General features: G+C 58.1%; 23 protein-coding genes, 1 tRNA gene and 1 pseudogene. 3 read left to right on the plus strand and 22 right to left on the minus strand.

Annotated elements, in window-relative coordinates; translation table 11 throughout:
- Positions 1 to 25: 25 nt before the first annotated feature.
- The 12 genes from rpsC to rpsL form a co-directional block, all read right to left on the minus strand.
- Positions 26 to 757, minus strand: a complete 732-nt coding sequence (gene rpsC, locus EYD00_RS07960; protein WP_004442600.1) for a 30S ribosomal protein S3 — start codon at positions 755 to 757, stop codon at positions 26 to 28.
- Complete coding sequence (rplV, locus tag EYD00_RS07965; protein WP_003521005.1) at positions 757 to 1,146, minus strand: 50S ribosomal protein L22; 390 nt, start codon at positions 1,144 to 1,146, stop codon at positions 757 to 759. Before rplV ends, rpsC begins: the two co-directional genes overlap by 1 nt.
- Positions 1,147 to 1,148: 2 nt before the next feature.
- The gene (rpsS, locus tag EYD00_RS07970; protein ID WP_003507772.1) at positions 1,149 to 1,427 is read right to left on the minus strand and encodes a 30S ribosomal protein S19; all 279 of its coding nucleotides are present in this window, start codon (positions 1,425 to 1,427) and stop codon (positions 1,149 to 1,151) included.
- A 15-nt stretch (positions 1,428 to 1,442) separates the two neighbouring features.
- Positions 1,443 to 2,279 carry a 50S ribosomal protein L2 gene (rplB, locus tag EYD00_RS07975; protein WP_003521004.1) on the minus strand — a complete coding sequence of 279 codons (837 nt, stop codon included), beginning with the start codon at positions 2,277 to 2,279 and terminating at the stop codon, positions 1,443 to 1,445.
- A 43-nt stretch (positions 2,280 to 2,322) separates the two neighbouring features.
- Positions 2,323 to 2,616, minus strand: coding sequence for a 50S ribosomal protein L23 (locus tag EYD00_RS07980; RefSeq protein WP_003521003.1), 294 nt, complete (start codon positions 2,614 to 2,616; stop codon positions 2,323 to 2,325).
- Positions 2,613 to 3,233 carry a 50S ribosomal protein L4 gene (gene rplD, locus EYD00_RS07985; RefSeq protein WP_003495173.1) on the minus strand — a complete coding sequence of 207 codons (621 nt, stop codon included), beginning with the start codon at positions 3,231 to 3,233 and terminating at the stop codon, positions 2,613 to 2,615. The genes EYD00_RS07980 and rplD overlap by 4 nt, the downstream gene beginning before the upstream one ends.
- A gap of 12 nt (positions 3,234 to 3,245) precedes the next feature.
- Positions 3,246 to 3,887: a 50S ribosomal protein L3 gene (rplC, locus tag EYD00_RS07990; protein ID WP_004442604.1), complete on the minus strand. Its 642-nt coding sequence runs from the start codon at positions 3,885 to 3,887 to the stop codon at positions 3,246 to 3,248.
- Positions 3,888 to 4,055: 168 nt separating this feature from the next.
- Positions 4,056 to 4,364: a 30S ribosomal protein S10 gene (gene rpsJ / locus EYD00_RS07995; protein ID WP_003507767.1), complete on the minus strand. Its 309-nt coding sequence runs from the start codon at positions 4,362 to 4,364 to the stop codon at positions 4,056 to 4,058.
- Positions 4,365 to 4,675: 311 nt separating this feature from the next.
- Positions 4,676 to 5,851 (minus strand): elongation factor Tu, encoded by a 1,176-nt coding sequence (tuf, locus tag EYD00_RS08000; protein WP_004442617.1) that lies wholly within the window; start codon positions 5,849 to 5,851, stop codon positions 4,676 to 4,678.
- Positions 5,852 to 5,916: 65 nt separating this feature from the next.
- Positions 5,917 to 8,016 carry an elongation factor G gene (gene fusA / locus EYD00_RS08005; protein WP_004442619.1) on the minus strand — a complete coding sequence of 700 codons (2,100 nt, stop codon included), beginning with the start codon at positions 8,014 to 8,016 and terminating at the stop codon, positions 5,917 to 5,919.
- Between the two features lie 34 nt (positions 8,017 to 8,050).
- The gene (gene rpsG, locus EYD00_RS08010) at positions 8,051 to 8,521 is read right to left on the minus strand and encodes a 30S ribosomal protein S7 (protein WP_004442621.1); all 471 of its coding nucleotides are present in this window, start codon (positions 8,519 to 8,521) and stop codon (positions 8,051 to 8,053) included.
- A gap of 76 nt (positions 8,522 to 8,597) precedes the next feature.
- On the minus strand, positions 8,598 to 8,969 hold the full coding sequence (gene rpsL / locus EYD00_RS08015; protein WP_003507760.1) for a 30S ribosomal protein S12: 372 nt from the start codon (positions 8,967 to 8,969) through the stop codon (positions 8,598 to 8,600).
- A 527-nt stretch (positions 8,970 to 9,496) separates the two neighbouring features.
- Here rpsL and EYD00_RS08020 point away from each other — a divergent pair.
- From EYD00_RS08020 to EYD00_RS08030, 3 genes and pseudogenes are all read left to right on the plus strand, one after another.
- On the plus strand, positions 9,497 to 9,790 hold the full coding sequence (locus EYD00_RS08020) for a hypothetical protein (RefSeq protein ID WP_003523731.1): 294 nt from the start codon (positions 9,497 to 9,499) through the stop codon (positions 9,788 to 9,790).
- A 12-nt stretch (positions 9,791 to 9,802) separates the two neighbouring features.
- Positions 9,803 to 10,154: pseudogene (locus EYD00_RS08025) on the plus strand (VOC family protein).
- A gap of 96 nt (positions 10,155 to 10,250) precedes the next feature.
- Complete coding sequence (locus tag EYD00_RS08030) at positions 10,251 to 11,336, plus strand: helix-turn-helix transcriptional regulator (RefSeq protein ID WP_034495656.1); 1,086 nt, start codon at positions 10,251 to 10,253, stop codon at positions 11,334 to 11,336.
- Between the two features lie 138 nt (positions 11,337 to 11,474).
- Here the strand turns inward: EYD00_RS08030 and rpoC are convergent, their stop codons facing one another.
- The 10 genes from rpoC to EYD00_RS08080 form a co-directional block, all read right to left on the minus strand.
- Positions 11,475 to 15,683: a DNA-directed RNA polymerase subunit beta' gene (rpoC, locus tag EYD00_RS08035; protein WP_004442633.1), complete on the minus strand. Its 4,209-nt coding sequence runs from the start codon at positions 15,681 to 15,683 to the stop codon at positions 11,475 to 11,477.
- 180 nt (positions 15,684 to 15,863) lie between these two features.
- Positions 15,864 to 20,000: a DNA-directed RNA polymerase subunit beta gene (gene rpoB / locus EYD00_RS08040; RefSeq protein WP_034495659.1), complete on the minus strand. Its 4,137-nt coding sequence runs from the start codon at positions 19,998 to 20,000 to the stop codon at positions 15,864 to 15,866.
- A gap of 263 nt (positions 20,001 to 20,263) precedes the next feature.
- Positions 20,264 to 20,641, minus strand: a complete 378-nt coding sequence (gene rplL, locus EYD00_RS08045) for a 50S ribosomal protein L7/L12 (protein WP_004442635.1) — start codon at positions 20,639 to 20,641, stop codon at positions 20,264 to 20,266.
- 59 nt (positions 20,642 to 20,700) lie between these two features.
- The gene (rplJ, locus tag EYD00_RS08050) at positions 20,701 to 21,219 is read right to left on the minus strand and encodes a 50S ribosomal protein L10 (RefSeq protein WP_004442637.1); all 519 of its coding nucleotides are present in this window, start codon (positions 21,217 to 21,219) and stop codon (positions 20,701 to 20,703) included.
- A 355-nt stretch (positions 21,220 to 21,574) separates the two neighbouring features.
- Positions 21,575 to 22,270: a 50S ribosomal protein L1 gene (gene rplA / locus EYD00_RS08055; protein WP_003507704.1), complete on the minus strand. Its 696-nt coding sequence runs from the start codon at positions 22,268 to 22,270 to the stop codon at positions 21,575 to 21,577.
- Positions 22,271 to 22,272: 2 nt separating this feature from the next.
- Positions 22,273 to 22,704, minus strand: coding sequence for a 50S ribosomal protein L11 (rplK, locus tag EYD00_RS08060; protein ID WP_004442641.1), 432 nt, complete (start codon positions 22,702 to 22,704; stop codon positions 22,273 to 22,275).
- Between the two features lie 144 nt (positions 22,705 to 22,848).
- Positions 22,849 to 23,379, minus strand: a complete 531-nt coding sequence (nusG, locus tag EYD00_RS08065; protein ID WP_003523721.1) for a transcription termination/antitermination protein NusG — start codon at positions 23,377 to 23,379, stop codon at positions 22,849 to 22,851.
- A 21-nt stretch (positions 23,380 to 23,400) separates the two neighbouring features.
- On the minus strand, positions 23,401 to 23,601 hold the full coding sequence (gene secE / locus EYD00_RS08070) for a preprotein translocase subunit SecE (RefSeq protein ID WP_004442643.1): 201 nt from the start codon (positions 23,599 to 23,601) through the stop codon (positions 23,401 to 23,403).
- A gap of 183 nt (positions 23,602 to 23,784) precedes the next feature.
- A tRNA-Trp gene (locus EYD00_RS08075) sits at positions 23,785 to 23,860 on the minus strand.
- Positions 23,861 to 23,985: 125 nt separating this feature from the next.
- Positions 23,986 to 24,879, minus strand: a complete 894-nt coding sequence (locus EYD00_RS08080; protein WP_004442645.1) for an NAD-dependent epimerase/dehydratase family protein — start codon at positions 24,877 to 24,879, stop codon at positions 23,986 to 23,988.
- Positions 24,880 to 24,909: the final 30 nt, after the last annotated feature.

Genomic DNA, 24,909 nt, shown 5'->3' on the forward strand with positions numbered 1-24,909 from the left:
CGAGCTTATCTTTCGCCAGCGTCAATCAAGCGTTTTCGCGACGACGATCGCCACGATCGCCACGCTCACGGCTTGCAGGGCCCTGTGCGTCGCCTTCGAGACCGCGACGCTCAGAAGCCATCGGATCGTGCTCAAGGATTTCGCCCTTGAATATCCAGACCTTGATGCCGCAGATGCCGAATGCGGTTTCAGCTTCAGCCGTGCCGTAGTCGATGTCCGCACGCAGCGTGTGCAACGGAACGCGACCTTCGCGGTACCATTCGGTACGAGCGATTTCAGCACCGCCAAGACGGCCGCCGCAGGTGATCTTGATGCCTTCGGCGCCAAGACGCATTGCGGACTGAACAGCACGCTTCATCGCACGGCGGAAAGCCACGCGGCGCTCGAGCTGCTGAGCGATCGACTGGGCAACCAGCGTCGCGTCGATTTCCGGCTTGCGCACTTCAACGATGTTGAGGTGCGTTTCGGAGTTGGTCATCTCGGAAAGCTTCTTGCGAAGCTTCTCGATGTCTGCACCCTTCTTGCCGATGATCAGACCCGGGCGAGCCGAGTGGATCGTGACGCGGCACTTCTTGTGCGGGCGCTCGATGACAACCTTTGCGATACCGGCCTGCTTGAGTTCCTTGATCAGGTAAGCCCGGATCTTCAGGTCTTCATGCAGCAGCTTGCCGTATTCTGCGGTGTCAGCGTACCAGCGGCTATCCCAGGTACGGTTGATGCCGAGGCGGAAGCCGATCGGATTGATTTTCTGACCCATTATGCGGCCTCCCCTTTTTCCTCGACTTCACGAACAACGATCGTGAGGTGAGCGAACGGCTTTTCAATGCGGGAAGCACGACCACGGCCACGAGCGTGGAAACGCTTCATGGTGATGGACTTGCCAACATAGGCCTCGGCGACGACGAGAGCGTCGACGTCGAGGTCGTGGTTGTTTTCCGCATTGGCAATTGCAGATTCCAGCGTCTTCTTGACGGTGCCTGCAATGCGCTTGCGGGAGAATTCGAGCTCGGCGAGAGCGCGATCAACCTTCTTGCCACGGATAAGAGCGGCAACCAGGTTCAGTTTCTGGGGGCTGACGCGGAGCGTACGGGCAACGGCCTGAGCCTCGTTGTCCTTCAGCCGGCGTTCGGTCTTAGCCTTCGCCATGATTACTTCCTCTTTGCCTTCTTGTCCGCGCCGTGACCGTAATAGGTACGGGTCGGAGAGAATTCACCGAACTTGTGTCCGACCATGTCTTCGTTAACGGAGACGGGCACATGCTTGCTGCCGTTGTAGACGCCGAAGGTCAGACCAACGAACTGCGGCAGGATCGTGGAGCGACGGCTCCAGATCTTGATTACTTCGTTACGTCCGCTCTCGCGCACCTTCTCAGCCTTGGTGAGAAGATAGCCGTCAACAAACGGACCTTTCCATACTGAACGAGCCATTAGTGACTACCTCTCTTACTTCTTACGCTGATGGCGCGAGCGCATGATGAACTTGTCGGTCGACTTGTTCGAACGGGTGCGCTTGCCCTTCGTGGGCTTGCCCCACGGAGTAACCGGGTGGCGACCACCCGACGTGCGACCTTCACCACCACCGTGCGGGTGGTCGACCGGGTTCATGACGACGCCGCGAACGTGCGGACGCTTGCCGCGCCAACGGGAACGACCGGCCTTGCCGTCGTTGATGTTGGCGTGGTCAGAGTTCGAAACAGCGCCGATCGATGCGAGGCAGGAGCCGTGCACCAGACGCTGTTCGCCCGAGTTGAGACGCAGGATGGCCATGCCGGCATCGCGGCCGACGAGCTGGACATACGTACCGGCGGAGCGAGCGATCTGACCGCCCTTGCCCGGCTTCATCTCGACGTTGTGGATGATCGAACCGACCGGAATGTACTGAAGCGGCATGGTGTTGCCGGGCTTCACGTCCACTGCCTTGTCGGAGGCGATCACCTTGTCACCAGCAGCGAGACGCTGTGGCGCGAGAATGTAAGCCTGTTCGCCGTCGGTATACGTAACCAGCGCGATGAACGCGGTGCGGTTGGGGTCGTATTCCAGACGTTCAACGGTGCCTTCAACGTCGAACTTGCGACGCTTGAAGTCAACCAGACGGTAGGTCCGCTTGTGACCGCCACCCTGGAAACGGACGGTGATCCGGCCCTGGTTGTTACGGCCACCCTTGGAGCTGAGGCCCTGGGTGAGAGCCTTTACCGGCTTGCCCTTGTAGAGCGAAGCGCGGTCCACGATAACCAGCTGGCGCTGGCTCGGCGTGGTCGGATTGAAACTTTTCAATGCCATTTTATTGTTCCCTTTTGGGTCTTTGCCCGCTTGGGCCTAACCTTTAGAGTCCGGTGGACACGTCGATGGATTGACCTTCGGCGAGCGTAACGACGGCTTTCTTGACGTCCTTCAGCTTACCGGCGAACCCACGGAAACGACGGGTCTTACCCTTGCGGATAAGCGTGTTCACAGCCGTGACTTTGACGCCGAAGAGAGCTTCCACGGCAGCCTTGATTTCAGGCTTGGAAGCATTCTTGGCGACGTTGAATACGACCTGGTTCTGTTCGGATACCAGCGTCGACTTTTCCGTGATCGAAGGAGATACGATCACATCGTAGTGGCGAAGATCCGTCATTTGAACCGCTCCTCCAGAGCCTCTACAGCAGCCTTGGAAAGCACCAGCTTGCCACGGCGCAGGATGTCGTAAACATTGATGCCCTGTACCGGCAGAACGTCCACGTTCGGGATGTTCTGAGCAGCGAGCTTGAAGTTGCCATCAAGTTCGGCGCCGCCGATAACGAGAGCGTTGGTCAGGCCAAGCGAAGCGAAGCTGCCCAGCAGAGCCTTGGTCTTTGCTTCGGACGCGACGAGCTGATCGACGATGATCAGTTCTTCAGCCTTCAGCTTTGCAGACAGGGCGTGACGCAGGGCGAGCGCACGAACCTTCTTGGGAAGGTCATGGGCGTGGCTGCGAACGACCGGGCCGTGGGCCTTGCCGCCGCCGCGGAACTGCGGTGCGCGAGCCGAATGGTGACGAGCGCGGCCCGTACCCTTCTGCTTGTACATCTTCGCGCCGGTGCGGGAAACTTCCGACCGGTTCTTGGACTTGTGGGTTCCCTGCTGCTTCTTTGCAAGCTGCCAGCGAACCATGCGGGCCAGAATGTCCTGGCGGGGGTCGAGGCCGAAGATCTCATCCGACAGAGAAACCTTGCCGGCGTCTTTTCCCTCGAGGGTCTTGACGTTCAATTCCATGATAAGGCTCCCTTACTTCGCAGCCGACTTGACGGCGTCGCGGACGATGATCCAGGAACCCTTCGAGCCGGGAACTGCACCCTTCACGAGGATGAGGCCACGGTCTTCATCAGTCGAAACGACTTCGAGGTTCTGGGTCGTAACGCGGGTCTGGCCCATATGACCAGCCATGCGCTTGCCCTTCCAGACGCGACCCGGATCCTGGTTGGAACCAGTCGAACCGTGTGCACGGTGCGAGATAGAGTTACCGTGCGAAGCGCGGCCACCACCGAAGTTGTGACGCTTCATAGCACCGGCGAAACCCTTACCGATCGTGGTTCCGGTGACATCGACCAGCTGGCCGGTCTGAAAATGATTTGCGGTCAGTGTTGCACCGATGTCGATCAGGTTCTCGGGGGAAACCCGGAACTCGACGAGCTTTGCCTTCGGTTCGACATTGGCAGCGGCAAAGTGACCGCGAAGCGCCTTCGTCGTGTTCTTGACCTTGGACTGGCCGGCACCGAGCTGAACTGCGGTGTAGCCATTCTTGTCTTCCGTGCGCTGGGCAACGACTTGTACGTTATCCAGTCGCAATACTGTTACAGGGATATGTTCACCTGCGTCGTTATAGACGCGTGTCATACCCACTTTCTGTGCAATCACACCTGAACGCATTGGTTCATCCTCTTGCGAGCCTTGAAGGGAAAACCCTCTCTGGCCTTTGTTAAGGAGTGCCCTTCGACATCTCACGATGTTTCCGGTCTCCGGTTTGGAAGTCGTTGGATTGCTCCACGTACCTTCCTTGTTATTTCAGCCCTTACCCTGAATGGTTCGGGCCGGGTCTTAGAGCTTAATTTCCACGTCAACGCCAGCAGCGAGGTCGAGCTTCATAAGGGCATCGACAGTCTGCGGGGTGGGGTCAACGATATCGAGAAGACGCTTGTGCGTCCGCATTTCGAACTGTTCACGGCTCTTCTTGTCAACGTGGGGAGAGCGGTTGACAGTAAACTTTTCGATGCGGGTGGGGAGCGGAACCGGGCCGCGAACGCTGGCGCCGGTGCGCTTTGCGGTCGACACGATTTCACGGGTAGAGGCATCGAGGATCCGGTGATCGAACGCCTTGAGGCGGATACGGATATTCTGGCCGTTCATTCGTCTTGTCCTTGTTCTTTGTTATTCGTTTCCGCACGCGGAAACACATGAACTTCTATTGATCGTGGCGCCGCAGATTTTCAAAAATCGAGAGGAATGCGCGTCGCACCCCAATCATTTCAGTAGTCTGTATTGCTAAAAACACCGCGTTCCGCAATCGCTTGCGAATCCAGCGGTGAATGTGAGTGCGCGTTTACGCGCTTTCACCGAATTTTTCAAGCATTAAAAATGCAACGCCGCCAGGCTTTTTACCAAAAGTCCGGCGGCGGTGCTGTTCACACCGCCGCCAGCATGAATTTCAACGGTCGAGATTACTCGACGATCGAGGCAACGATGCCGGCGCCGACGGTACGGCCGCCTTCGCGGATAGCGAAGCGCAGCTTTTCTTCCATCGCGATCGGAACGATCAGCTCGACGTCAACGGTGACGTTGTCGCCAGGCATAACCATTTCCGTGCCTTCAGGAAGCGTCACGATGCCGGTCACGTCAGTCGTACGGAAGTAGAACTGCGGACGGTAGTTCGTGAAGAACGGCGTATGACGGCCGCCTTCTTCCTTCGTCAGGATGTAGGCTTCTGCCTTGAACTTCTTGTGCGGCTTTACCGAACCCGGCTTGCACAGGATCTGACCACGCTCGACGCCGTCACGGTTAACACCGCGAACCAGTGCACCGATGTTGTCGCCAGCCTGGCCCTGGTCGAGCAGCTTGCGGAACATTTCAACGCCGGTAACAGTCGTCTTCGAGGTCGGACGGATGCCGACGATTTCGACTTCTTCACCAACCTTGACGATACCGCGCTCAACGCGACCCGTCACAACCGTACCACGGCCCGAGATCGAGAACACGTCTTCGATCGGCATCAGGAACGGCTGGTCGATCGGACGCTCAGGCGTCGGGATGTAGGCGTCAACCGCAGCCATCAGCTCGCGGATCGCGTCTTCACCGATCTTCTTGTCGGAATCTTCAAGAGCAGCAAGCGCCGAACCCTTGATGATCGGAATATCGTCGCCCGGGAAGTCGTAGGACGACAGAAGTTCGCGAACTTCAAGCTCGACGAGCTCGAGAAGCTCGGCGTCGTCAACCTGGTCGACCTTGTTGAGGAACACGACGATGGCCGGAACGCCAACCTGACGGGCAAGCAGGATGTGCTCGCGCGTCTGCGGCATCGGGCCGTCAGCGGCGGAGCAAACCAGGATCGCGCCGTCCATCTGGGCAGCACCGGTGATCATGTTCTTCACGTAGTCGGCGTGGCCGGGGCAGTCAACGTGAGCGTAGTGACGGTTGGCCGTCTCGTACTCAACGTGTGCCGTCGAGATCGTGATACCACGAGCCTTCTCTTCAGGAGCCGCGTCGATCTGGTCATACGCCTTGAACTCGCCGAAGAACTTCGTGATTGCTGCCGTCAGCGACGTCTTGCCATGGTCAACGTGACCGATCGTGCCAATGTTGACGTGCGGCTTCGTCCGCTCAAACTTGCTCTTTGCCATTAGTGGCTCTCCATTCTTGTCCCGTGACGGGAATAATCTTCAAAATTCGGTGGGGCGTACCCCGATCACTTCTGACCGGAGTACTTTGCCTGGATTTCCTGCGCCACGTTCGACGGAACCGGCGAATAGTGATCGAACGTCATCGAGTACTGAGCGCGACCCTGCGACATGGAGCGCAGGTTATCGACGTACTTGAACATGTTCGCGAGCGGAACATGCGCGTTGATGACGACGGCGATACCACGGCTTTCCTGGCCCTGGATCTGACCACGACGGGAGTTCAGGTCGCCGATAACGTCGCCGACATAGTCTTCCGGCGTTACGACTTCGACCTTCATCATCGGCTCGAGAAGCTGTGCACCAGCCTTCTTGGCTGCTTCACGGAAGCAGGCACGCGATGCGATTTCGAAGGCGAGAACCGACGAGTCAACATCGTGGAATGCACCGTCGACCAGCGTAGCCTTGACGCCGAGCATCGGGAAGCCAGCCAGCGGACCGGAAGACAGAACGCTTTCGATACCCTTCTGAACGCCCGGGATGTATTCCTTCGGAACAGCACCACCGACGATCTTCGACTCGAACTTGAAGTCTTCGCCTTCGGGGTTCGGTTCGAAGATGATCTTCACGCGAGCGAACTGACCGGTACCACCGGACTGCTTCTTGTGCGTGTAGTCTTCTTCGTGCTGACGCGTGATCGTTTCACGGTAGGCAACCTGCGGAGCACCGACGGTTGCTTCAACCTTGAACTCGCGACGCATACGGTCAACGATGATGTCGAGGTGAAGTTCGCCCATGCCGGCAATGATGGTCTGGCCGGATTCGTCGTCGGTCTTGACACGGAAGGACGGATCTTCTGCAGCCAGACGGTTGAGCGCGAGGCCCATCTTTTCCTGGTCGCCCTTGGTCTTCGGCTCGATCGCGATCTGGATGACCGGCTCGGGGAATTCCATGCGCTCGAGGATAACCGGCTTCAGCGGATCGCAGAGCGTATCGCCAGTGGTGGTTTCCTTGAGACCAGCCAGAGCAACGATGTCGCCTGCATAGGCTTCTTCGATGTCTTCACGGCTGTTGGAGTGCATCTGAAGCATACGGCCGACGCGCTCGCGCTTGTCCTTGACCGTATTCATGACAGACGTGCCCTTTTCGAGCTTGCCCGAGTAGATGCGTGCGAAAGTGAGCGAACCAACGAAGGGGTCGTTCATGATCTTGAACGCGAGCATGGAAAGCGGCTCGGAATCGTCAGCGTGACGCTCGATTTCGGCTTCCGTCTTGGCGTCGATGCCCTTGATCGCCGGGATGTCCAGCGGCGAAGGCAGATAGTCGACAACGGCGTCGAGGAGCGGCTGAACGCCCTTGTTCTTGAACGCGGTACCGCAGAACATCGGGTGGAACTTCACGTCGATGGTGCCGCGGCGAACGAGTTCACGAATCTTGTCGTTGTCCGGGTAGTTGCCTTCGAGGTAGGCTTCCATCGCTTCTTCGTCGATCTCGACAACCGTCTCGATCAGCTTTTCGCGATATTCTTCAGCCTTGGCCTTCATGTCCTCGGGGATCTCGACGACGTCCCACTGGGCGCCGAGCGACTCGTCGCGCCATACGAGAGCATTCATCTCGATCAGGTCGATAACGCCCTTGAACTCGGTCTCAGCGCCGATCGGCAGCTGCATGACAACGGCAGTGGCGCCGAGACGGGTCTTGATCATTTCTACCGAGCGGTAGAAGTCAGCACCGGTCTTGTCCATCTTGTTGCAGAAGATCATGCGCGGAACATGATACTTCTCAGCCTGACGCCAGACGGTTTCCGTCTGCGGCTCAACACCGGCGTTGGCGTCGAGCAGCGCGATGGCGCCGTCGAGAACGCGCAGCGAACGCTCGACTTCGATGGTGAAGTCAACGTGGCCGGGGGTGTCGATGATGTTGAAGCGGCGGGTCTTGCCGTCACGGCCCTTCCAGAAGGTCGTGGTCGCAGCGGACGTGATGGTGATACCACGCTCCTGCTCCTGCTCCATCCAGTCCATCGTGGCTGCGCCATCGTGAACTTCGCCGATCTTGTGCGACTTACCGGTGTAATAGAGAATACGCTCGGTGGTGGTCGTCTTGCCGGCGTCGATATGCGCCATGATACCGAAATTGCGGTAGTCTTCGATTTTATATTCGCGAGCCATAATGGACTGCCTTTCGATATGCGATCGGTTAAGATTACCAGCGGTAATGCGAGAATGCGCGGTTAGCGTCGGCCATCTTGTGCGTGTCTTCACGCTTCTTGACGGCGGAGCCGCGGTTGTTCGCAGCGTCCATGAGTTCGCCGGAGAGGCGATCGATCATGGTCGTTTCGTTGCGCTTGCGCGCAGCGGTGATCAACCAGCGGATTGCGAGGGCCTGGCGACGCTCGGGACGAACATCAACCGGAACCTGGTATGTCGCACCACCAACGCGGCGCGAACGCACTTCAACATGCGGCGCAACATTGTCGAGGGCCGAATGGAACACGGCGAGCGGCTCCTGCTTCGTCTTGCCCTGAACGACGTCGAACGCGCCGTAAACGATGCTTTCTGCTACCGACTTCTTGCCGTGAAGCATGATGGCGTTCATGAACTTGGTGACGACCAGATCACCGAACTTCGGATCCGGGTTGATCTCACGCTTTTCTGCACTATGGCGACGGGACATACTTTTTGTCTCTCAATGTTATTGACGCTATACCACGCGGAGAACCTCGCGCAGCGCCGAATTGTTGTTGCCGAAATTACTTCGGACGCTTCGCACCGTACTTCGAACGGCGCTGCTTGCGGTTCTTGACGCCCTGGGTATCGAGAACACCGCGGATGATGTGGTAACGAACGCCCGGCAAGTCCTTCACACGGCCGCCGCGGATCATGACGACAGAGTGTTCCTGAAGGTTGTGACCTTCGCCAGGAATGTAGCCGATGACTTCGAAGCCGTTGGTGAGGCGGATCTTGGCAACCTTACGCAGAGCCGAGTTCGGCTTCTTCGGGGTCGTCGTGTATACGCGGGTGCAAACACCACGCTTCTGCGGGTTTTCCTGCAGGGCAGGAACCTTGTTGCGCTTTACCTGTGCCTGGCGAGGCTTGCGGATCAGCTGGTTTACGGTAGGCATATAACCATCCCTTGCAAAAACTACTTTAGCCACCCTCACGGGTGGCGGCTATGCCGTTGCCGGCGACGATGCACGCATATATCCTCATGCGCAAAACGTGGCCCGATCCGGTTTCACGGATGGACCACCAAGAGCAGAGGACACCGGATGAGGCGTCTTGCGTGCAACATTCGTGTCTTCTACGTGCAATGGAGACCCGTTTGAGATGATGTTCGGGAAAAAGCTTACCGAACGGCCAGCACCCACAGAGGCTCCGATGGCGGGCGTACTACTGTTTTAGCCAGCTTTCGTCAAGGGTGAATCCGCATTTTGCGCCCGCCCCCGGGGCCACGAACGCCACCGCAACGCCATTTCCCCCTCCCTATACCATAAGTCGGCATCAACGGCAGCGATTTTAACCTCCGGCCTTTGGCTTTTCATAAAATCCGTCTATTGATTCCCTCAGGCTGGCCGGACATGGCCGTGCCGCGGGCGGAACCGATTCCCCCTGCCCTGATGACAGCAACGAAAGATCAAGGAACCGCGTCATGAGCACCCTCCCCGACAACGACAACGGACGCGACGAGCCGATGGTCTTCATCGTCATCGGCAAGGCTTACGAAACCGACAACTCCGAGGGTATCGACATTCACGTCATCCTCAGGGCGCCGGATGACGACACAGCCGTTCGCGAAACGCTGAACGCGCTTTCCGAGGAAGGCTTCATCGAAGCCGATCTCGACCAGATCGGCATGCTGACCGAAATTCCCGATGAAGAGCCGCACGCCTCGGCCTATCAGGGCGCGCTCGAAGGCGAAGTCGCCATCATCCGCTTCGCCTGAAGAGCCTTGGCCATGGCGGTCAGACGTGTCGTCGCCAACATCGCTACCTCCGACCCCGCGCTGGCGCAGGTCTTTTATGGCGATATCCTCGGCATGCCGGTCGCCATGGATCACGGCTGGATCGTCACCCATGCCAGCCCGCTCAAGGCGCCGGCGCAGCTAAGCTTTGCGCGCGAAGGCGGTTCCGGCACAGATGTGCCGGACTTCTCCATAGAAGTCGACAATTTCGACGAGGTCCGCAACCGGATCGTCGCAGCCGGACTGCCGATAGAATACGGCCCCACCGTCGAGTCCTGGGGGCGTACGTCGCCTGTTCGTACGCGACCCTTTTGGAAAGCTTGTCAATATATTAAGTCACTTATAGAATATGTAGTCTGAATAATAGTATTGATTCTTAAAAGATTGAATGCCGCGCAAACATAGGCTTAGAATAGTTCCGACGCAAAATTTCGGGGTCGGGTTGGATACTTTATCGTCGTCAGACATTATCGATGACATTTATGAAGCGGCGCTTTTTCCCGACCGCTGGTCGCAGGTTCTGGCAAATGCCGGTGGCCGCCTCGGTTTCTGGGGCGGCGCCATCACTTGGGGCAAGGGGGAAGACCAGGCCTGGCTGCACACGCCCAACTTTCAAGAACTGATGAAGGACTACATGGCGGGAGGCTGGAATCACCGCAATGATCGCCTTACGCGTACTGCCCGTGAAGGCCGGTTCGCCTTCGTGCAGGATTTCGACGTCTTCACCCCTGATGAATGGGCCGAACTGCCGATCGTCCGTGAGTTCCTCAGGCCCCGCGGCCTGGGCTATGGTGCGACGACACAGGTCGCGCCGCCCGGCCATCCGGAGATGACAGTGCTGTTTGAACACAGGCTGGAAGCTGGCATAATCCGGCCTGATACGATGGCTGCACTCGCCGGACTGAGGCCACATATCGCCCGTAGCCTTGCGCTCGCAACGCGGCTGCAACGGCAGAAAGCCGACGCGATGACCTTCGGCCTCAATGCCATTGGTGCTCCGGCAGCCGTGCTGCAGGCAAACGGCCTCATTCTCTCGGCCAACGATCTCTTCCTGTCATTGCAGAAATGTTTCGCCGCCCCCACACGCGACAGTATTGCCATTGCTGACGAGAGGGTGAACCGGCTCCTGTACAAAGCGCTGGCCGGGCACGATGCCGGTTCCTTCCCTCTCCCCGCCGGTGAAGATAGACCCTGCATTCTTCACGTCATACCGCTGCGCAAGACGGCGCTCGACTTATCTCCGAAAGGCAACGCCATCGTGCTCATATCGCAGCCCACCGGCACCATTGCCGACGCAAGTGCGTTATTGAAGGGGCTATACGACCTTACAAGAGGCGAGGCACGCGTGGCTTTGGAAATCATGAAAGGACTTTCGCTACCGGCAGTGGCGAAGCAATTGCAGATTTCCCATGAAACGGTGCGCAGCAACGCAAAGTCGATCTATGCCAAGACCGGCAGCGCAGGCCAGACCGATCTTGTTCGGCGCCTCTCTGTCCTGACCCGCTACAACATCCGGAAACAGGACTAACCCTGCTGCATATGCAGGAATGCCGGGCGGCGGTGGAGGCGCCCGGCCTCTTTCCATAAAAACAAAAACGCCCGGATTGCTCCGGGCGTTTTGCTTCGAACTTTGGGGGGCTCCGCAAAGCCCCTGCCCTGTCTGACCTTACTCGGCAGCCGGAGCCTGGTCCGTCATGTCCTGCAGCATCTGGTTTGCAGAACCTGCACCGGTACCCTTGCGGCGTTCCTCGAGAATGAGGTCGTCGCGCGAGGTGGCGATGCGGCGGATCTGCGTCATGGTGCCGCCGGTACCGGCCGGGATGAGACGGCCGACGATGACGTTTTCCTTGAGACCCTGCAGCGTGTCCGTCTTGCCGGCAATCGCAGCTTCCGTGAGAACCTTGGTGGTTTCCTGGAAGGAGGCGGCCGAGATGAAGGACGGCGTCTGCAGCGAAGCCTTGGTGATGCCGAGCAGAACCGGCTCGCCATAGGCAGGCTTCTTGCCTTCTTCGATCAGGCGGTCATTGTTGTCATCGAGCTCGATGCGATCAACGTTGTCACCCACGATGTACTGGCTATCGCCAGCATCGGTGATTTCAACCTTCTGCAGCATCTGGCGAACGATCACCTCGATGTGCTTGTCGTTGATCACAACGCCCTGCAGACGGTAGACTTCCTGGATTTCGTTCACGAGGTAGGAAGCCAGAGCCTCCACGCCCTTGATCGCCAGAATGTCGTGCGGCGCCGGGTTACCGTCGAGGATGTATTCACCCTTTTCGATATAGTCGCCTTCCTGAAGGTGGAAGGGCTTGCCCTTCGGGATCAGGTATTCGACCGGCTCGACGCCGTCTTCCGCAGGCTCGATCATCACGCGGCGCTTGTTCTTGTAGTCGCGGCCGAGGCGAATCGTACCATCGATCTCTGCGATGATGGCGTGATCCTTCGGACGACGGGCTTCGAACAGTTCCGCAACGCGCGGCAGACCACCGGTGATGTCCTTCGTCTTGGCGCTTTCCAGCGGCGAACGTGCAAGCACGTCACCCTGGGAGACCTTCGCACCCGGCTCGACCGACAGGATGGCGTCGACCGAGAGCTGGAAGCGGGCTTCGCCACCACGGGCAAGCTTCGCAACAGCGCCGGACGCGTCCTTGATGACGATCGCAGGCTTGAGATCCGAACCGCGCGGCGTCGAGCGCCAGTCAATGACCTGACGCTTGGTGATGCCGGTGGATTCGTCGGTCGCTTCCAGAACGGAGAGACCGTCGACGAGGTCTTCGAAGTGAACGGTACCTTCCACTTCCGTCATCATCGGACGGGTGTAGGGATCCCACTCTGCAAGACGCTGGCCACGCTTTACCTTGTCGCCATCATCAACGAAGATCTTCGAACCGTAAGCCACACGCTGTGTGGAACGTTCCGCGCCGCGCTCATCGAGGATCGTAACGGACATGTTACGGCCCATGGCGATGAGAACGCCTTCGGAGTTCCGCAGGATGTTGCGGTTCTTGATCTGGATCGTGCCTTCATAAGACGCTTCGAGGAACGACTGGTCGACCACGTTTGCCGTGCCACCAAGGTGGAACGTACGCATGGTGAGCTGCGTGCCAGGTTCACCGATCGACTGAGCGGCGATAACGCCAACGGCTTCGCCCATGTTGACAGGCGTACCGCGTGCAAGGTCACGACCGTAGCAGACGCCGCAGACACCAACCTGCACTTCGCAGGTGAGCGCCGAGCGGATGCGAACGGACTGGATGCCAGCCTTCTCGATGGCAGCCACGTCGGCTTCGTCGATCAGCGTGCCAGCCTTGACGATGTTCTCGCCGGTGACCGGGTTGTCGATGTCATCGAGAGCCGTACGACCGAGGATACGCGCGCCGAGCGAAGCAACCACCTGACCGGCATCAACGATGGCAGTCATGGTGAGGCCCTTGTCGGTGCCGCAATCCCTGGAGTTGACAATGCAATCCTGCGCGACGTCGACGAGACGACGGGTCAGGTAACCCGAGTTCGCGGTCTTCAGGGCGGTGTCTGCGAGACCCTTACGGGCACCGTGGGTCGAGTTGAAGTACTCGTTAACGGTCAGGCCTTCCTTGAAGTTCGAGATGATCGGCGTCTCGATGATTTCACCCGATGGCTTCGCCATCAGGCCGCGCATGCCGCCCAGCTGACGCATCTGGTTCGGAGAACCACGAGCACCCGAGTGAGACATCATGTAGATGGAGTTCATCGGCTTCTGGCGGCCCGTTTCCGGATCGAACTCGACAGCCTTGATGCGTGCCATCATCTCTTCGGCGACCTTTTCGGTTGCCTTGCCCCAGGCGTCGACAACCTTGTTGTACTTTTCGCCCTGGGTGATGAGACCGTCATTGTACTGCTGTTCGTATTCCTTCACGAGAGCTTCGGTGTCGCCAACGATCTTCACCTTGCTGTCAGGAATGACCATGTCGTCCTTGCCGAACGAAATGCCGGCGCGGCAGGCATGGGCAAAGCCGAGCTGCATGATGCGGTCACAGAAGATGACCGTGTCTTTCTGGCCACAATGACGGTAGACCGTGTCGATCATCTTGGAGATGTTCTTCTTGGTCATTTCCTGGTTGCAGACGTCGAAAGGCACGTTGACGTTCTTCGGCAGAAGTTCGCCAATCAGCATACGGCCGGGGGTCGTCTCATGAATCTTCGAAACCGGCTTGCCATCGGCATCCACGGTCTTGAAGCGACCACGGATCTTGGCATGCAGCGTCACGACCTTGTTTTCAAGTGCGTGATGCAGCTCACCGATGTCGGAGAAGGCCATGCCTTCGCCCGGCTCGTTCTGGTTCATGATCGACAGGTAATACAGGCCGAGAACCATGTCCTGCGAAGGAACGATGATCGGGTGGCCGTTTGCCGGATGCAGGATGTTGTTGGTCGACATCATCAGCACGCGCGCTTCCAGCTGGGCTTCCAGCGAAAGCGGAACGTGAACAGCCATCTGGTCACCGTCGAAGTCGGCGTTGAAGGCCGTGCAGACGAGCGGGTGCAGCTGGATGGCCTTGCCTTCGACCAGCATGGGTTCGAAAGCCTGGATACCCAGACGGTGCAGCGTCGGCGCGCGGTTCAAGAGAACCGGATGTTCGCGGATGACCTCGTCGAGAATATCCCAAACCTCAGGCTTTTCCTTTTCAACCAGCTTCTTGGCCTGCTTGACGGTCGAGGAGTAACCCTTGGCGTCAAGACGGGCGTAGATGAACGGCTTGAACAGTTCGAGCGCCATCTTCTTCGGCAGGCCGCACTGGTGCAGCTTCAGTTCCGGACCGGTCACGATGACCGAACGGCCGGAATAGTCGACGCGCTTGCCGAGAAGGTTCTGGCGGAAACGGCCCTGCTTGCCCTTGAGCATGTCGGAGAGCGACTTCAGCGGACGCTTGTTGGCACCCGTGATGACGCGGCCGCGACGGCCGTTGTCGAACAGCGCATCGACGGATTCCTGCAACATACGCTTTTCATTGCGGATGATGATGCCAGGCGCACGAAGCTCGATCAGGCGCTTCAGACGGTTGTTACGGTTGATGACGCGGCGATAGAGATCGTTGAGGTCGGACGTCGCAAAACGGCCGCCATCCAGCGGAACCAGCGGACGCAGGTCCGGCGGAATGACCGGAACGACCTTCATGATCATCCATTCAGGACGGTTGCCCGATTCCATGAAGTTCTCGACGATCTTCAGGCGCTTCATCAGCTTCTTCTGCTTGAGATCCGACGTGGTCTCAGCAAGTTCGGCACGCAGGTCGCCGGCGATCTTTTCGAGGTTCATCGAAGCCAGCATCTCATAGATGGCTTCAGCGCCAATCATGGCGGTGAACTGGTCTTCGCCGAACTCGTCGACGGCGATCATGTACTCTTCTTCAGACAGAAGCTGGTTCTGCTTGAGCGAGGTGAGACCAGGTTCGGTGACGATGTAGTTCTCAAAATAGAGAACGCGCTCGACATCCTTCAGCGTCATGTCGAGCAGGGTCGAGATACGCGAAGGAAGCGACTTCAGGAACCAGATGTGGGCAACCGGCGCTGCGAGCTCGATATGGCCCATGCGCTCACGGCGAACGCGCGACAGCGTGACTTCGACGCCGCACTTTTCGCAGATGATGCCCTTGTACTTCATGCGCTTGTACTTGCCGCACAGGCACTCGTAGTCCTTGATCGGTCCGAAGATGCGAGCGCAGAAAAGACCGTCACGCTCTGGCTTGAACGTACGGTAGTTGATGGTTTCCGGCTTCTTGATCTCGCCGTAGGACCACGACAGGATTTTTTCCGGCGAAGCGATCGAAATCCGGATGGAATCGAAATGCTGCGCAGGCACCTGAGGATTGAAAAGATTCATGACCTCTTGGTTCATGCCTTGTCTCCTTGAGAGGCTAGCTGCTGCCCCTGTTTGCATCTGGACCGGCTTCTTCCCGGGTCGCCGTCCAGAGCTTTAAATACGGATTAACCGCATAATGCGGCGAAAGTATCCCGAACCGCAAAGACCGCTCGGGAAACCGGCAGGCGCCCTCTCAGGCGCCCGCCTCTGTCGTGTTTATTCCGCCGCGTCAGGCAGCTGGTCTTCGGGCTGGTTCTCGATCTTCGAGTTTTCCAGCTCGACGGACAGGCCGAGCGACCGCATTTCCTTGACGAGAACGTTGAAGCTCTCGGGGATACCGGCTTCGAAGGTGTCGTCGCCACGGACGATCGCTTCGTAAACCTTGGTGCGACCAGCCACGTCGTCCGACTTGACGGTGAGCATTTCCTGCAGCGTGTAAGCCGCGCCGTATGCTTCCAGAGCCCAGACTTCCATTTCCCCGAAGCGCTGACCGCCGAACTGCGCCTTGCCGCCCAGCGGCTGCTGGGTAACGAGCGAGTAAGGACCGATCGAACGAGCGTGGATCTTGTCGTCGACAAGGTGGTTCAGCTTGATCATGTACATGTAGCCGACGGTGACCTTGCGGTCGAACGGCTCACCGGTACGGCCGTCGTAAAGGACGGACTGACCGGATTCATGCAGACCTGCCTTCTTCAGCATCGCGGCAACGTCAGGCTCATGCGCACCGTCGAAAACCGGAGTCGCGATGGAAACACCGCGCTTGGCTTCTTCGGCGAGCTTGACGAGCGAGTCGTTATCAAAACGCTGAACCTCGTCATTGGCTTCAGACGCATAGATTTCCGTCAGCTCGCTGCGAAGCTCGCTGATGTCCATCGTCTTGCGATACTCTTCGAGCATCTCACCGATCTTCTTGCCCATGCCTGCGCATGCCCATGCGAGGTGGGTTTCGAGGATCTGGCCGACGTTCATGCGCGACGGCACGCCGAGCGGGTTCAAGCAGATGTCGACATGCGTGCCGTCTTCGAGGAACGGCATGTCCTCGACGGGAACGATACGCGAGACGACGCCCTTGTTACCGTGACGGCCGGCCATCTTGTCGCCCGGCTGGATCTTGCGCTTAACGGCAACGAAAACCTTGACCATCTTCATGACGCCCGGAGGCATTTCATCGCCGCGCTGGACCTTTTCGACCTTGTCCATGAAGCGCTGCTCAAGGCGCGACTTGGATTCGTCGTACTGGCCGCGAAGTGCTTCTATCTCAGCCTGGGCCTTTTCGTCCTCGACGGCGAACATCCACCACTGCGAGCGGGGATATTCGGAGACGACGGCGTTGGAGAGCTCGACGCCCTTCTTGAAGCCCTTCGGACCGGCAATCGAAACCTGGCCACGCAGCATGTCGATCAGACGGCCGTAGACGTTACGGTCGAGGATCGCCTGCTCGTCGTCACGGTCCTTCGCCAGACGCTCGATCTCTTCGCGCTCGATAGCCATCGCGCGCTCGTCCTTCTCCACACCGTGACGGTTGAAGACGCGGACTTCCACGACCGTACCGAACGTGCCCGGAGGCATGCGCATGGAGGTGTCGCGAACGTCGGAAGCCTTTTCACCGAAGATGGCGCGCAGAAGCTTTTCTTCCGGCGTCATCGGGCTTTCGCCCTTCGGCGTGATCTTGCCAACGAGGATGTCACCTGGCTGAACTTCTGCACCGATGTAGACGATACCGGCTTCGTCGAGGTTCTTCAGCGCTTCTTCCGAAACGTTCGGAATATCGCGCGTGATTTCTTCCGGACCAAGCTTCGTGTCACGCGCCATCACTTCGAACTCTTCGATGTGGATGGAGGTGAACACGTCGTCGGAAACGATACGCTCCGACATCAGGATCGAGTCTTCGTAGTTGTAGCCGTTCCAAGGCATGAACGCGACGAGCGCGTTACGGCCGAGAGCCAGGTCACCGAGGTCGGTCGACGGACCATCCGCGATGATGTCACCCTTGGAGATGATATCACCGACGGACACCAGCGGACGCTGGTTGACGCAGGTGTTCTGGTTCGAACGCTGGAACTTCTGCAGACGGTAGATGTCAACGCCGGACTTGCCTGCATCGAGATCTTCCGTGGCGCGGATAACGATACGCGTCGCGTCGACCTGGTCGACGACACCGCCGCGGCGAGCTGCGATGGCAGCGCCGGAGTCGCGAGCAACGATCGGTTCCATACCGGTGCCGACGAACGGCGCTTCCGCCCGCAGAAGCGGAACGGCCTGACGCTGCATGTTCGAGCCCATGAGAGCGCGGTTGGCGTCGTCGTTTTCCAGGAACGGTATGAGAGCCGCTGCAACCGAAACGAGCTGCTTCGGCGAAACGTCCATCAGGTTGATGTTGTCACGCGGTGCGAGCATAACTTCGCCCGAGTGACGGCAGACGACGAACTCTTCCGAGAAAGAACCGTCTTCATTGAGCGGCGCGTTGGCCTGCGCGACGTAATACTTCGCCTCTTCCATGGCGGAGAGGTAGATAACGTCGTTCGTGACCTTGCCGTCGGTGATCTTGCGGTACGGGCTCTCGATGAAGCCATACTTGTTGACACGGGCAAAGGTTGCAAGCGAGTTGATCAGACCGATGTTCGGGCCTTCCGGCGTCTCGATCGGGCAAATACGGCCGTAGTGGGTTGGGTGAACGTCGCGGACTTCGAAGCCGGCGCGCTCGCGGGTCAGACCACCCGGTCCAAGAGCCGAAAGACGACGCTTGTGGGTGATTTCCGAAAGCGGATTCACCTGGTCCATGAACTGCGACAGCTGCGAGGAACCGAAGAATTCGCGAACGGCAGCAGCTGCCGGCTTCGCGTTGATCAGGTCCTGCGGCATCACGGTGTCGATTTCGATCGAGGACATACGTTCCTTGATCGCACGTTCCATGCGCAGAAGGCCCAGACGATACTGGTTTTCCATCAGTTCGCCGACAGAACGCACACGGCGGTTGCCGAGGTTGTCGATGTCGTCGATTTCGCCCTTGCCGTCGCGCAGTTCGACCAGCATCTTCACGACGGCGAGGATGTCTTCCTTGCGCAGCGTGCGCACGGTGTCTTCCGCGTCGAGATCGAGGCGCATGTTCATCTTCACGCGACCAACGGCCGAAAGATCGTAACGCTCTGCATCGAAGAACAGCGAGTTGAACATCGCTTCCGCCGAATCCATGGTCGGCGGCTCACCCGGACGCATGACGCGGTAGATGTCGAACAGGGCTTCCTGGCGGTTCTCGTTCTTGTCGGCAGACAGTGTATTGCGGATATAGGCGCCAACATTGACGTGGTCGATGTTGAGAACCGGAATCTCGTCAAAACCGGACTGCAGGATCAGACCGAGGGTCTTCTCGTCGATTTCGTCGCCGGCCTCGAGATAGATTTCACCCGTCTCGTAGTTGACGATGTCTTCGGCCAGATAGTTGCCGTAAAGGTCTTCGTCGGTCGCCTTCAGCGCCTTGAGGCCCTTTTCGGAGAGCTGGCGGATAAGGCGCGGCGTGAGCTTCTTGCCGGCCTCGACGACCACTTCGCCGGTATCGGCGTCGATCATGTCGGTGACGACCTTGGCGTTCTTCAGCGCTTCGGGCTGGAACGGAATACGCCAGCCGTCGCCGTCGCGCTCATAGGAAGCCTTGGTGTAGAAGGTCGACAGAATGTCTTCGCCGTCCATGCCAAGCGCCATCAGCAGCGAGGTCACGGGGATCTTGCGGCGACGGTCGATACGCGCATAGACAATATCCTTGGCGTCGAACTCGATGTCGAGCCAGGAACCGCGATACGGAATGACACGGGCAGCAAAGAGCAGCTTGCCGGAAGAATGGCTCTTGCCCTTGTCGTGATCGAAGAACACGCCCGGCGAACGGTGCATCTGCGAAACGATGACGCGCTCGGTGCCGTTGACGATGAACGTGCCGTTATTGGTCATGAGCGGCATGTCGCCCATGTAGACGGACTGTTCCTTGATGTCCTTGATGGACTTCGCGCCCGTATCTTCATCGATATCGAACACGATGAGGCGCAGCGTCACCTTGAGCGGCGCTGCATAGGTCAGATCGCGCTGACGGCATTCCTCGACGTCGAACTTCGGCGCTTCGAATTCGTAGGATACGAATTCGAGCATGGAGGCGCCGGAAAAATCGGTGATCGGGAATACGGATTTGAAAACGGCATTCAATCCCTCGTCGGGACGGCCACCCTTGGGCTCGTCAACCATGAGAAACTGGTCGTACGAAGCCTTCTGAACCTCAATGAGGTTCGGCATTTCCGCTACTTCTGGAATTTTGCCGAAAAACTTGCGTACGCGCCTGCGACCGTTAAACGAAAGGGTCTGAGCCATCGTCGCTCCTTTAAAAATTGCATCCGGGCCTGCAACGGACGGGAACCGATGGCCAGTCGATCCCGTCAATCAATGGGTATCCTCAATCTCGTTCCACATCCCGGATCGATCAGGCCGGATTGCCTTGATGAGCCGGTTCGGAACCATTCTCTTGAAGAACCCATTACCCAAAAGCCATTTTCACGCGGCTTTTGGGTAATGAGTTTTAAAAACGATGACGACGGGAAGGGGCATTAAGCCCCTTCCCGCCAGCAATCGCAAGATTACTTAACGTCAACCTTGGCGCCTGCGTCTTCAAGCTTCTTCTTGAGATCAGCAGCTTCAGCCTTGGAAACGGCTTCCTTGACCGGCTTCGGAGCGCCTTCAACGAGGTCCTTGGCTTCCTTGAGGCCGAGGCCGGTGATGCCGCGAACTTCCTTGATGACGTTGATCTTGTTGGCGCCAGCGTCAACCAGGATAACGTCGAACTCGGTCTTTTCTTCTTCCGGAGCAGCAGCAGCAGCAGCGCCGCCAGCAGCAGCAACGGCTACCGGAGCAGCAGCGGAAACGCCCCACTTTTCTTCGAGAAGCTTGGACAGTTCTGCAGCTTCCAGAACGGTCAGCGAGGAGAGGTCTTCTACGATCTTTGCGAGATCAGCCATTTTGATAGTTCCTTTTGTTCAGTTCGAACCAGTTTGAATATTTACAGCGAAAAACCGCCTTAAGCGGCTTCGTCCTTCTTGGCGTAAGCCGAGAACACCCGAGCCAGCTGGCTTGCAGGTGCGGCGACAACCGTAGCGACGCGAGTTGCCGGGGCATTGAGAAGGCCCAGCAGCTTTGCGCGCAGCTCGTCCAGCGAAGGCAGGGTCGCGAGCGACTTGACTGCTTCGGCGTTGAGCGTGGTTGCGCCCATGGCGCCGCCCAAAACAACGACCTTGTCGTTGGTCTTGGCGAAATCCATGACGACTTTCGGAGCGATCATCGGGTCAGTGCTGTATGCAATCAGCGTCTGTCCCTTGAAGAGATTGGTCATCCCTTCCGACTCCGTACCCTGAAGAGCGATCTTGGCCAGGCGGTTCTTCGCGACCTTGACGGTGCCTCCGGCAGCGCGCATCTTCGAACGGAAGTCGTTCATCTGCGCAACGGTGACACCAGCATAGTGGGCCACGACAACCGAACCGGAAGCCTTGAAGACTTCGTTCAGCTCCGTGACGAATTCGCGTTTTTCCGCTCTTTCCACTGTCTGTCTCCAGTAGACGGGGCCACATGATTGTGAACCCGTCGGGTTTGCCTTTGCCCCAAGGGACCTTTTTACAAAGATCCCGAGCGACGCTCGAGGATCCTGTCCCCCGCTCTGTCGCCGCAAACGGCTTCAGGCACAGGCACACCAGGTTCGAACCGGACAGTCAGGCATCGACAGATGCCTCAAATCCAGCCTCACCCGTCTCATGCAGGCTAAATGATTAAGGCCCGGCCCCGAAGGACATGGCCACCCGCAATCTCGGACAGGAGTTCCGGGTTTCCCCGGAAATCTCCGGCTCCTGGGAGCCGGAAATTCTTTTATTCACACTTCACTCCGGAAGCGCGAGAATTGATTAAGCCGTAACCGACGAAGGGTCGATCTTGACGCCCGGACCCATGGTCGAGGAGATGGCGACGCGCTTGACATAGTTGCCCTTGGCGCCAGCCGGCTTTGCCTTGATGACCGCATCGGCGAAAGCCTTGATGTTTTCCTCAAGAGCCTTGGCGTCGAACGAAGCCTTGCCAACGCCAGCGTGTACGATACCGGCCTTTTCGACGCGGAATTCGACAGCGCCACCCTTGGATGCCTTGACAGCACCGGCAACGTCCATGGTCACGGTTCCGACCTTCGGGTTCGGCATCATGCCACGCGGGCCGAGTACCTTGCCGAGACGGCCGACGAGCGGCATCATGTCCGGGGTCGCGATGCAGCGATCGAAGTCGATCTTGCCGCCCTGAACGATTTCAACCAGCTCTTCCGCACCAACAACGTCAGCGCCGGCAGCGGTGGCTTCATCAGCCTTGGCGCCACGGGCGAAGACGGCGACGCGAACGTCACGGCCGGTGCCGTTCGGCAGGTTGACAACGCCACGAACCATCTGGTCCGCATGGCGCGGGTCAACGCCGAGGTTCATCGAAACTTCAACGGTTTCGTCGAACTTGGCGACTGCACGTTCCTTGACCATCGAAATGGCGTCGGTGAGAACGTAGAGCTTGTTCGGATCCACGCCTTCGCGGATCTTCTGAATGCGCTTTGCTACCTTGGCCATGATCAACCTACCACTTCCAGGCCCATGGCGCGGGCAGAGCCCTCAACCATTGCCATTGCGCCTTCGATGTCGGCTGCGTTCAGATCCTTCATCTTGGCTTCAGCGATCGACTTGACCTGAGCCTTGGTGATGGAGCCGACCTTGGCGCCCTTGCCAGGCGTCTTGGAACCGGAGGTGATCTTTGCTTCCTTCTTCAGCCAGTACGTCATCGGCGGCTGCTTCATGACGAAGGTGAAGGACTTGTCCTGGTAATAGGTGATGACGACCGGGATCGGCATACCCTTTTCCATTTCCTGCGTGGCGGCATTGAACGCCTTGCAGAATTCCATGATGTTAATGCCACGCTGACCAAGTGCCGGACCGATCGGCGGGGACGGATTGGCCGACCCAGCCTTTACCTGCAACTTGAGCTGGCCTGCAACTTTCTTAGCCATATCTCTCTGCCTTTCAATTCAAACCGGTTGCCCGGCTTCTCTTAAGCCGGATTTCTCCGGCGGCTGCGGTTGCGTGGTGCGGCGCCCTGCCCCGGCTTAAAGAGCCAGTTAGCCTTCCACGCGCTTGGGGCATCGCCCCGCCAATCAGACCTTCTCGACCTGATTGTATTCCAGCTCGACCGGCGTTGCGCGGCCGAAAATCGAAACTTCCACCTTCAGGCGCGAACGCTCTTCGTCCACGTCCTGAACGACGCCGTTGAACGACGCGAAAGGACCGTCGGAGACGCGAACCTGCTCGCCGATCTCGAACGAAACCGAAGACTTCGGACGCTCGACACCTTCCTGAACCTGACCAAGGATACGCTCGGCTTCGTAATCCGGAATCGGAACAGGCTTGCTGTCCGAACCGAGGAAACCGGTGACCTTCGGCGTGTTCTTGATGAGGTGATAAGCCTCATCCGTCAGGTTGGCGCGCACCAGCACGTAACCCGGAAAGAACTTGCGCTCGCTATCGACCTTGCGGCCGCGGCGCACCTCGACCACCTTTTCGGTCGGCACGAGGATTTTCTCGAAAAGATGGTCCAGACCCTTCTGACGGGCCTTTTCCTCGATCGACTCGGCGACCTTCTTTTCGAAATTCGAATATGCGTGAACGATATACCAGCGCGCTGCCATCTTTACTCTCCGTTCAATCCGTTACCGGCCGACGTTCAGCACAAGGCTGAGAATCCAGCCAATGAGCTGGTCAGCAGCAAAAAAGAACAGAGCCGCGAAAATGACCATCACCAGCACCATAGCCGTCGAAATCATGGTCTCGCGGCGCGACGGCCAAGTGATCTTTGACGCTTCGGCGCGAACCTGCTGCAGAAACGTAAACGGATTGGTTTTGGATGCCATTGACTGCCCACGCAATTACGGCGCGTAAAGCCGAACTAATCAGCCCCACGCACCGCGTGTCTGTTTTGACCCTACATAAACACCGATTCCACTTTTAACAAGAGGAAATCGACATTCGGCGAAATTCGCCGGTAAACCGGCCCCATCTGCCATGCAGCGAAAACCGCGCTTGCGAATGGAAAGTGGCAGGGGCAGAGGGGCTCGAACCCCCGACCTGCGGTTTTGGAGACCGCCGCTCTACCAACTGAGCTATACCCCTTAATCACCTGAACCGGCCGCGAAATCGCTTGGCCAATTCGGTATGCGCTCCTTTAAGGTGCAGGGAAAAGAATGGCAAGTGTGTTTTTTGTTTTTTCCACTCTGCCCCCGAAAATCATGCACCCGTCAGGTTTTGACGTATTTCCGCCAGTCATGCTCTTCCTTGAAACCAAGGATCTCGCGAATCTTGCGGTTGGAGATCAATCCCTCATGCTCTCCGATCTCTCGGCGGAATTGCACCTGAGGGAAATATGTCCGGGCAAGCTCGCGCGTGGGCACCGTTGCCGTAGCTGTATCATTAACGGCATTGAAGACCTGATAACCGAGGCCATCCTTTTCGATGCAAAGATGGCAGATCTGGCCGAGGTCACGTGCGTCGATGTAGCCCCAGGCGTTGCGTTTGCGTGTTTCCGGATGGGCAAAGAAATCGGGAAACTTCTCATACTCATGGGGTTCGATGACATTGCCGATTCGCAGCGCGTAAATGTCGTATCCGCTTCGCTCGGCAAATGCCCGCGCGGTTCTTTCATTCACCACCTTCGACAGTCCGTAGGAATCCATCGGGTCGACATCGTAGTCCTCTTCAAGCGGGAAGTGGTGAAAATCCTTCTCGCCCTCGGCGAAACAGACCCCGTATGTGGTCTCGCTCGATGCTATTACTACCTTTCGGATGCCAAGCTTTATCGCGGCCTCGATGACATTATAGGTTCCCATGGCGTTGATACGGAACGTCTCGTTGTCCGGCTTGATCAAAATGCGTGGAACCGCAGCAAAATGGATCACCGCATCAAAGGGCAGAACACCCTTCCCGCTTTCGAGCTCCGCGAAGTTCCGATGCATGGAAAGGGCATTAAAAACCTGCCCGCTGTCCGTGATATCGACGATGAGATTGGTCACGCCCGGCCTGTCGAGCGGAACGAGATCGATGTTGTGGACCTCATATCCCTTGTCGATGAGCCACGGGATCACATGCCGTCCGGCCTTGCCGGAACCACCGGTAAACAGAATGCGCTTCTTCATGATACTCCTCATCATCTCCCCAGCAATGAA

Source organism: Agrobacterium sp. 33MFTa1.1 (genome assembly GCF_004328495.1).
GTDB classification, from domain to species: Bacteria; Pseudomonadota; Alphaproteobacteria; order Rhizobiales; family Rhizobiaceae; genus Agrobacterium; species Agrobacterium pusense.

Coding starts and splice junctions, on each gene's coding strand:
- rpsC (WP_004442600.1), bottom strand. CDS start 757: ATGGGTCAGAAAATCAATCCGATCGGCTTCCGCCTCGGCATCAACCGT.
- rplV (WP_003521005.1), bottom strand. CDS start 1,146: ATGGCGAAGGCTAAGACCGAACGCCGGCTGAAGGACAACGAGGCTCAG.
- rpsS (WP_003507772.1), bottom strand. CDS start 1,427: ATGGCTCGTTCAGTATGGAAAGGTCCGTTTGTTGACGGCTATCTTCTC.
- rplB (WP_003521004.1), bottom strand. CDS start 2,279: ATGGCATTGAAAAGTTTCAATCCGACCACGCCGAGCCAGCGCCAGCTG.
- EYD00_RS07980 (WP_003521003.1), bottom strand. CDS start 2,616: ATGACGGATCTTCGCCACTACGATGTGATCGTATCTCCTTCGATCACG.
- rplD (WP_003495173.1), bottom strand. CDS start 3,233: ATGGAATTGAACGTCAAGACCCTCGAGGGAAAAGACGCCGGCAAGGTT.
- rplC (WP_004442604.1), bottom strand. CDS start 3,887: ATGCGTTCAGGTGTGATTGCACAGAAAGTGGGTATGACACGCGTCTAT.
- rpsJ (WP_003507767.1), bottom strand. CDS start 4,364: ATGAACGGCCAGAATATCCGTATCCGCCTCAAGGCGTTCGATCACCGG.
- tuf (WP_004442617.1), bottom strand. CDS start 5,851: ATGGCAAAGAGCAAGTTTGAGCGGACGAAGCCGCACGTCAACATTGGC.
- fusA (WP_004442619.1), bottom strand. CDS start 8,016: ATGGCTCGCGAATATAAAATCGAAGACTACCGCAATTTCGGTATCATG.
- rpsG (WP_004442621.1), bottom strand. CDS start 8,521: ATGTCCCGTCGCCATAGTGCAGAAAAGCGTGAGATCAACCCGGATCCG.
- rpsL (WP_003507760.1), bottom strand. CDS start 8,969: ATGCCTACCGTAAACCAGCTGATCCGCAAGCCTCGCCAGGCACAGGTA.
- EYD00_RS08020 (WP_003523731.1), top strand. CDS start 9,497: ATGAGCACCCTCCCCGACAACGACAACGGACGCGACGAGCCGATGGTC.
- rpoC (WP_004442633.1), bottom strand. CDS start 15,683: ATGAACCAAGAGGTCATGAATCTTTTCAATCCTCAGGTGCCTGCGCAG.
- rpoB (WP_034495659.1), bottom strand. CDS start 20,000: ATGGCTCAGACCCTTTCGTTTAACGGTCGCAGGCGCGTACGCAAGTTT.
- rplL (WP_004442635.1), bottom strand. CDS start 20,641: ATGGCTGATCTCGCAAAGATCGTAGAAGACCTCTCCTCGCTGACCGTT.
- rplA (WP_003507704.1), bottom strand. CDS start 22,270: ATGGCCAAGGTAGCAAAGCGCATTCAGAAGATCCGCGAAGGCGTGGAT.
- rplK (WP_004442641.1), bottom strand. CDS start 22,704: ATGGCTAAGAAAGTTGCAGGCCAGCTCAAGTTGCAGGTAAAGGCTGGG.
- nusG (WP_003523721.1), bottom strand. CDS start 23,379: ATGGCAGCGCGCTGGTATATCGTTCACGCATATTCGAATTTCGAAAAG.
- secE (WP_004442643.1), bottom strand. CDS start 23,601: ATGGCATCCAAAACCAATCCGTTTACGTTTCTGCAGCAGGTTCGCGCC.
- EYD00_RS08080 (WP_004442645.1), bottom strand. CDS start 24,879: ATGAAGAAGCGCATTCTGTTTACCGGTGGTTCCGGCAAGGCCGGACGG.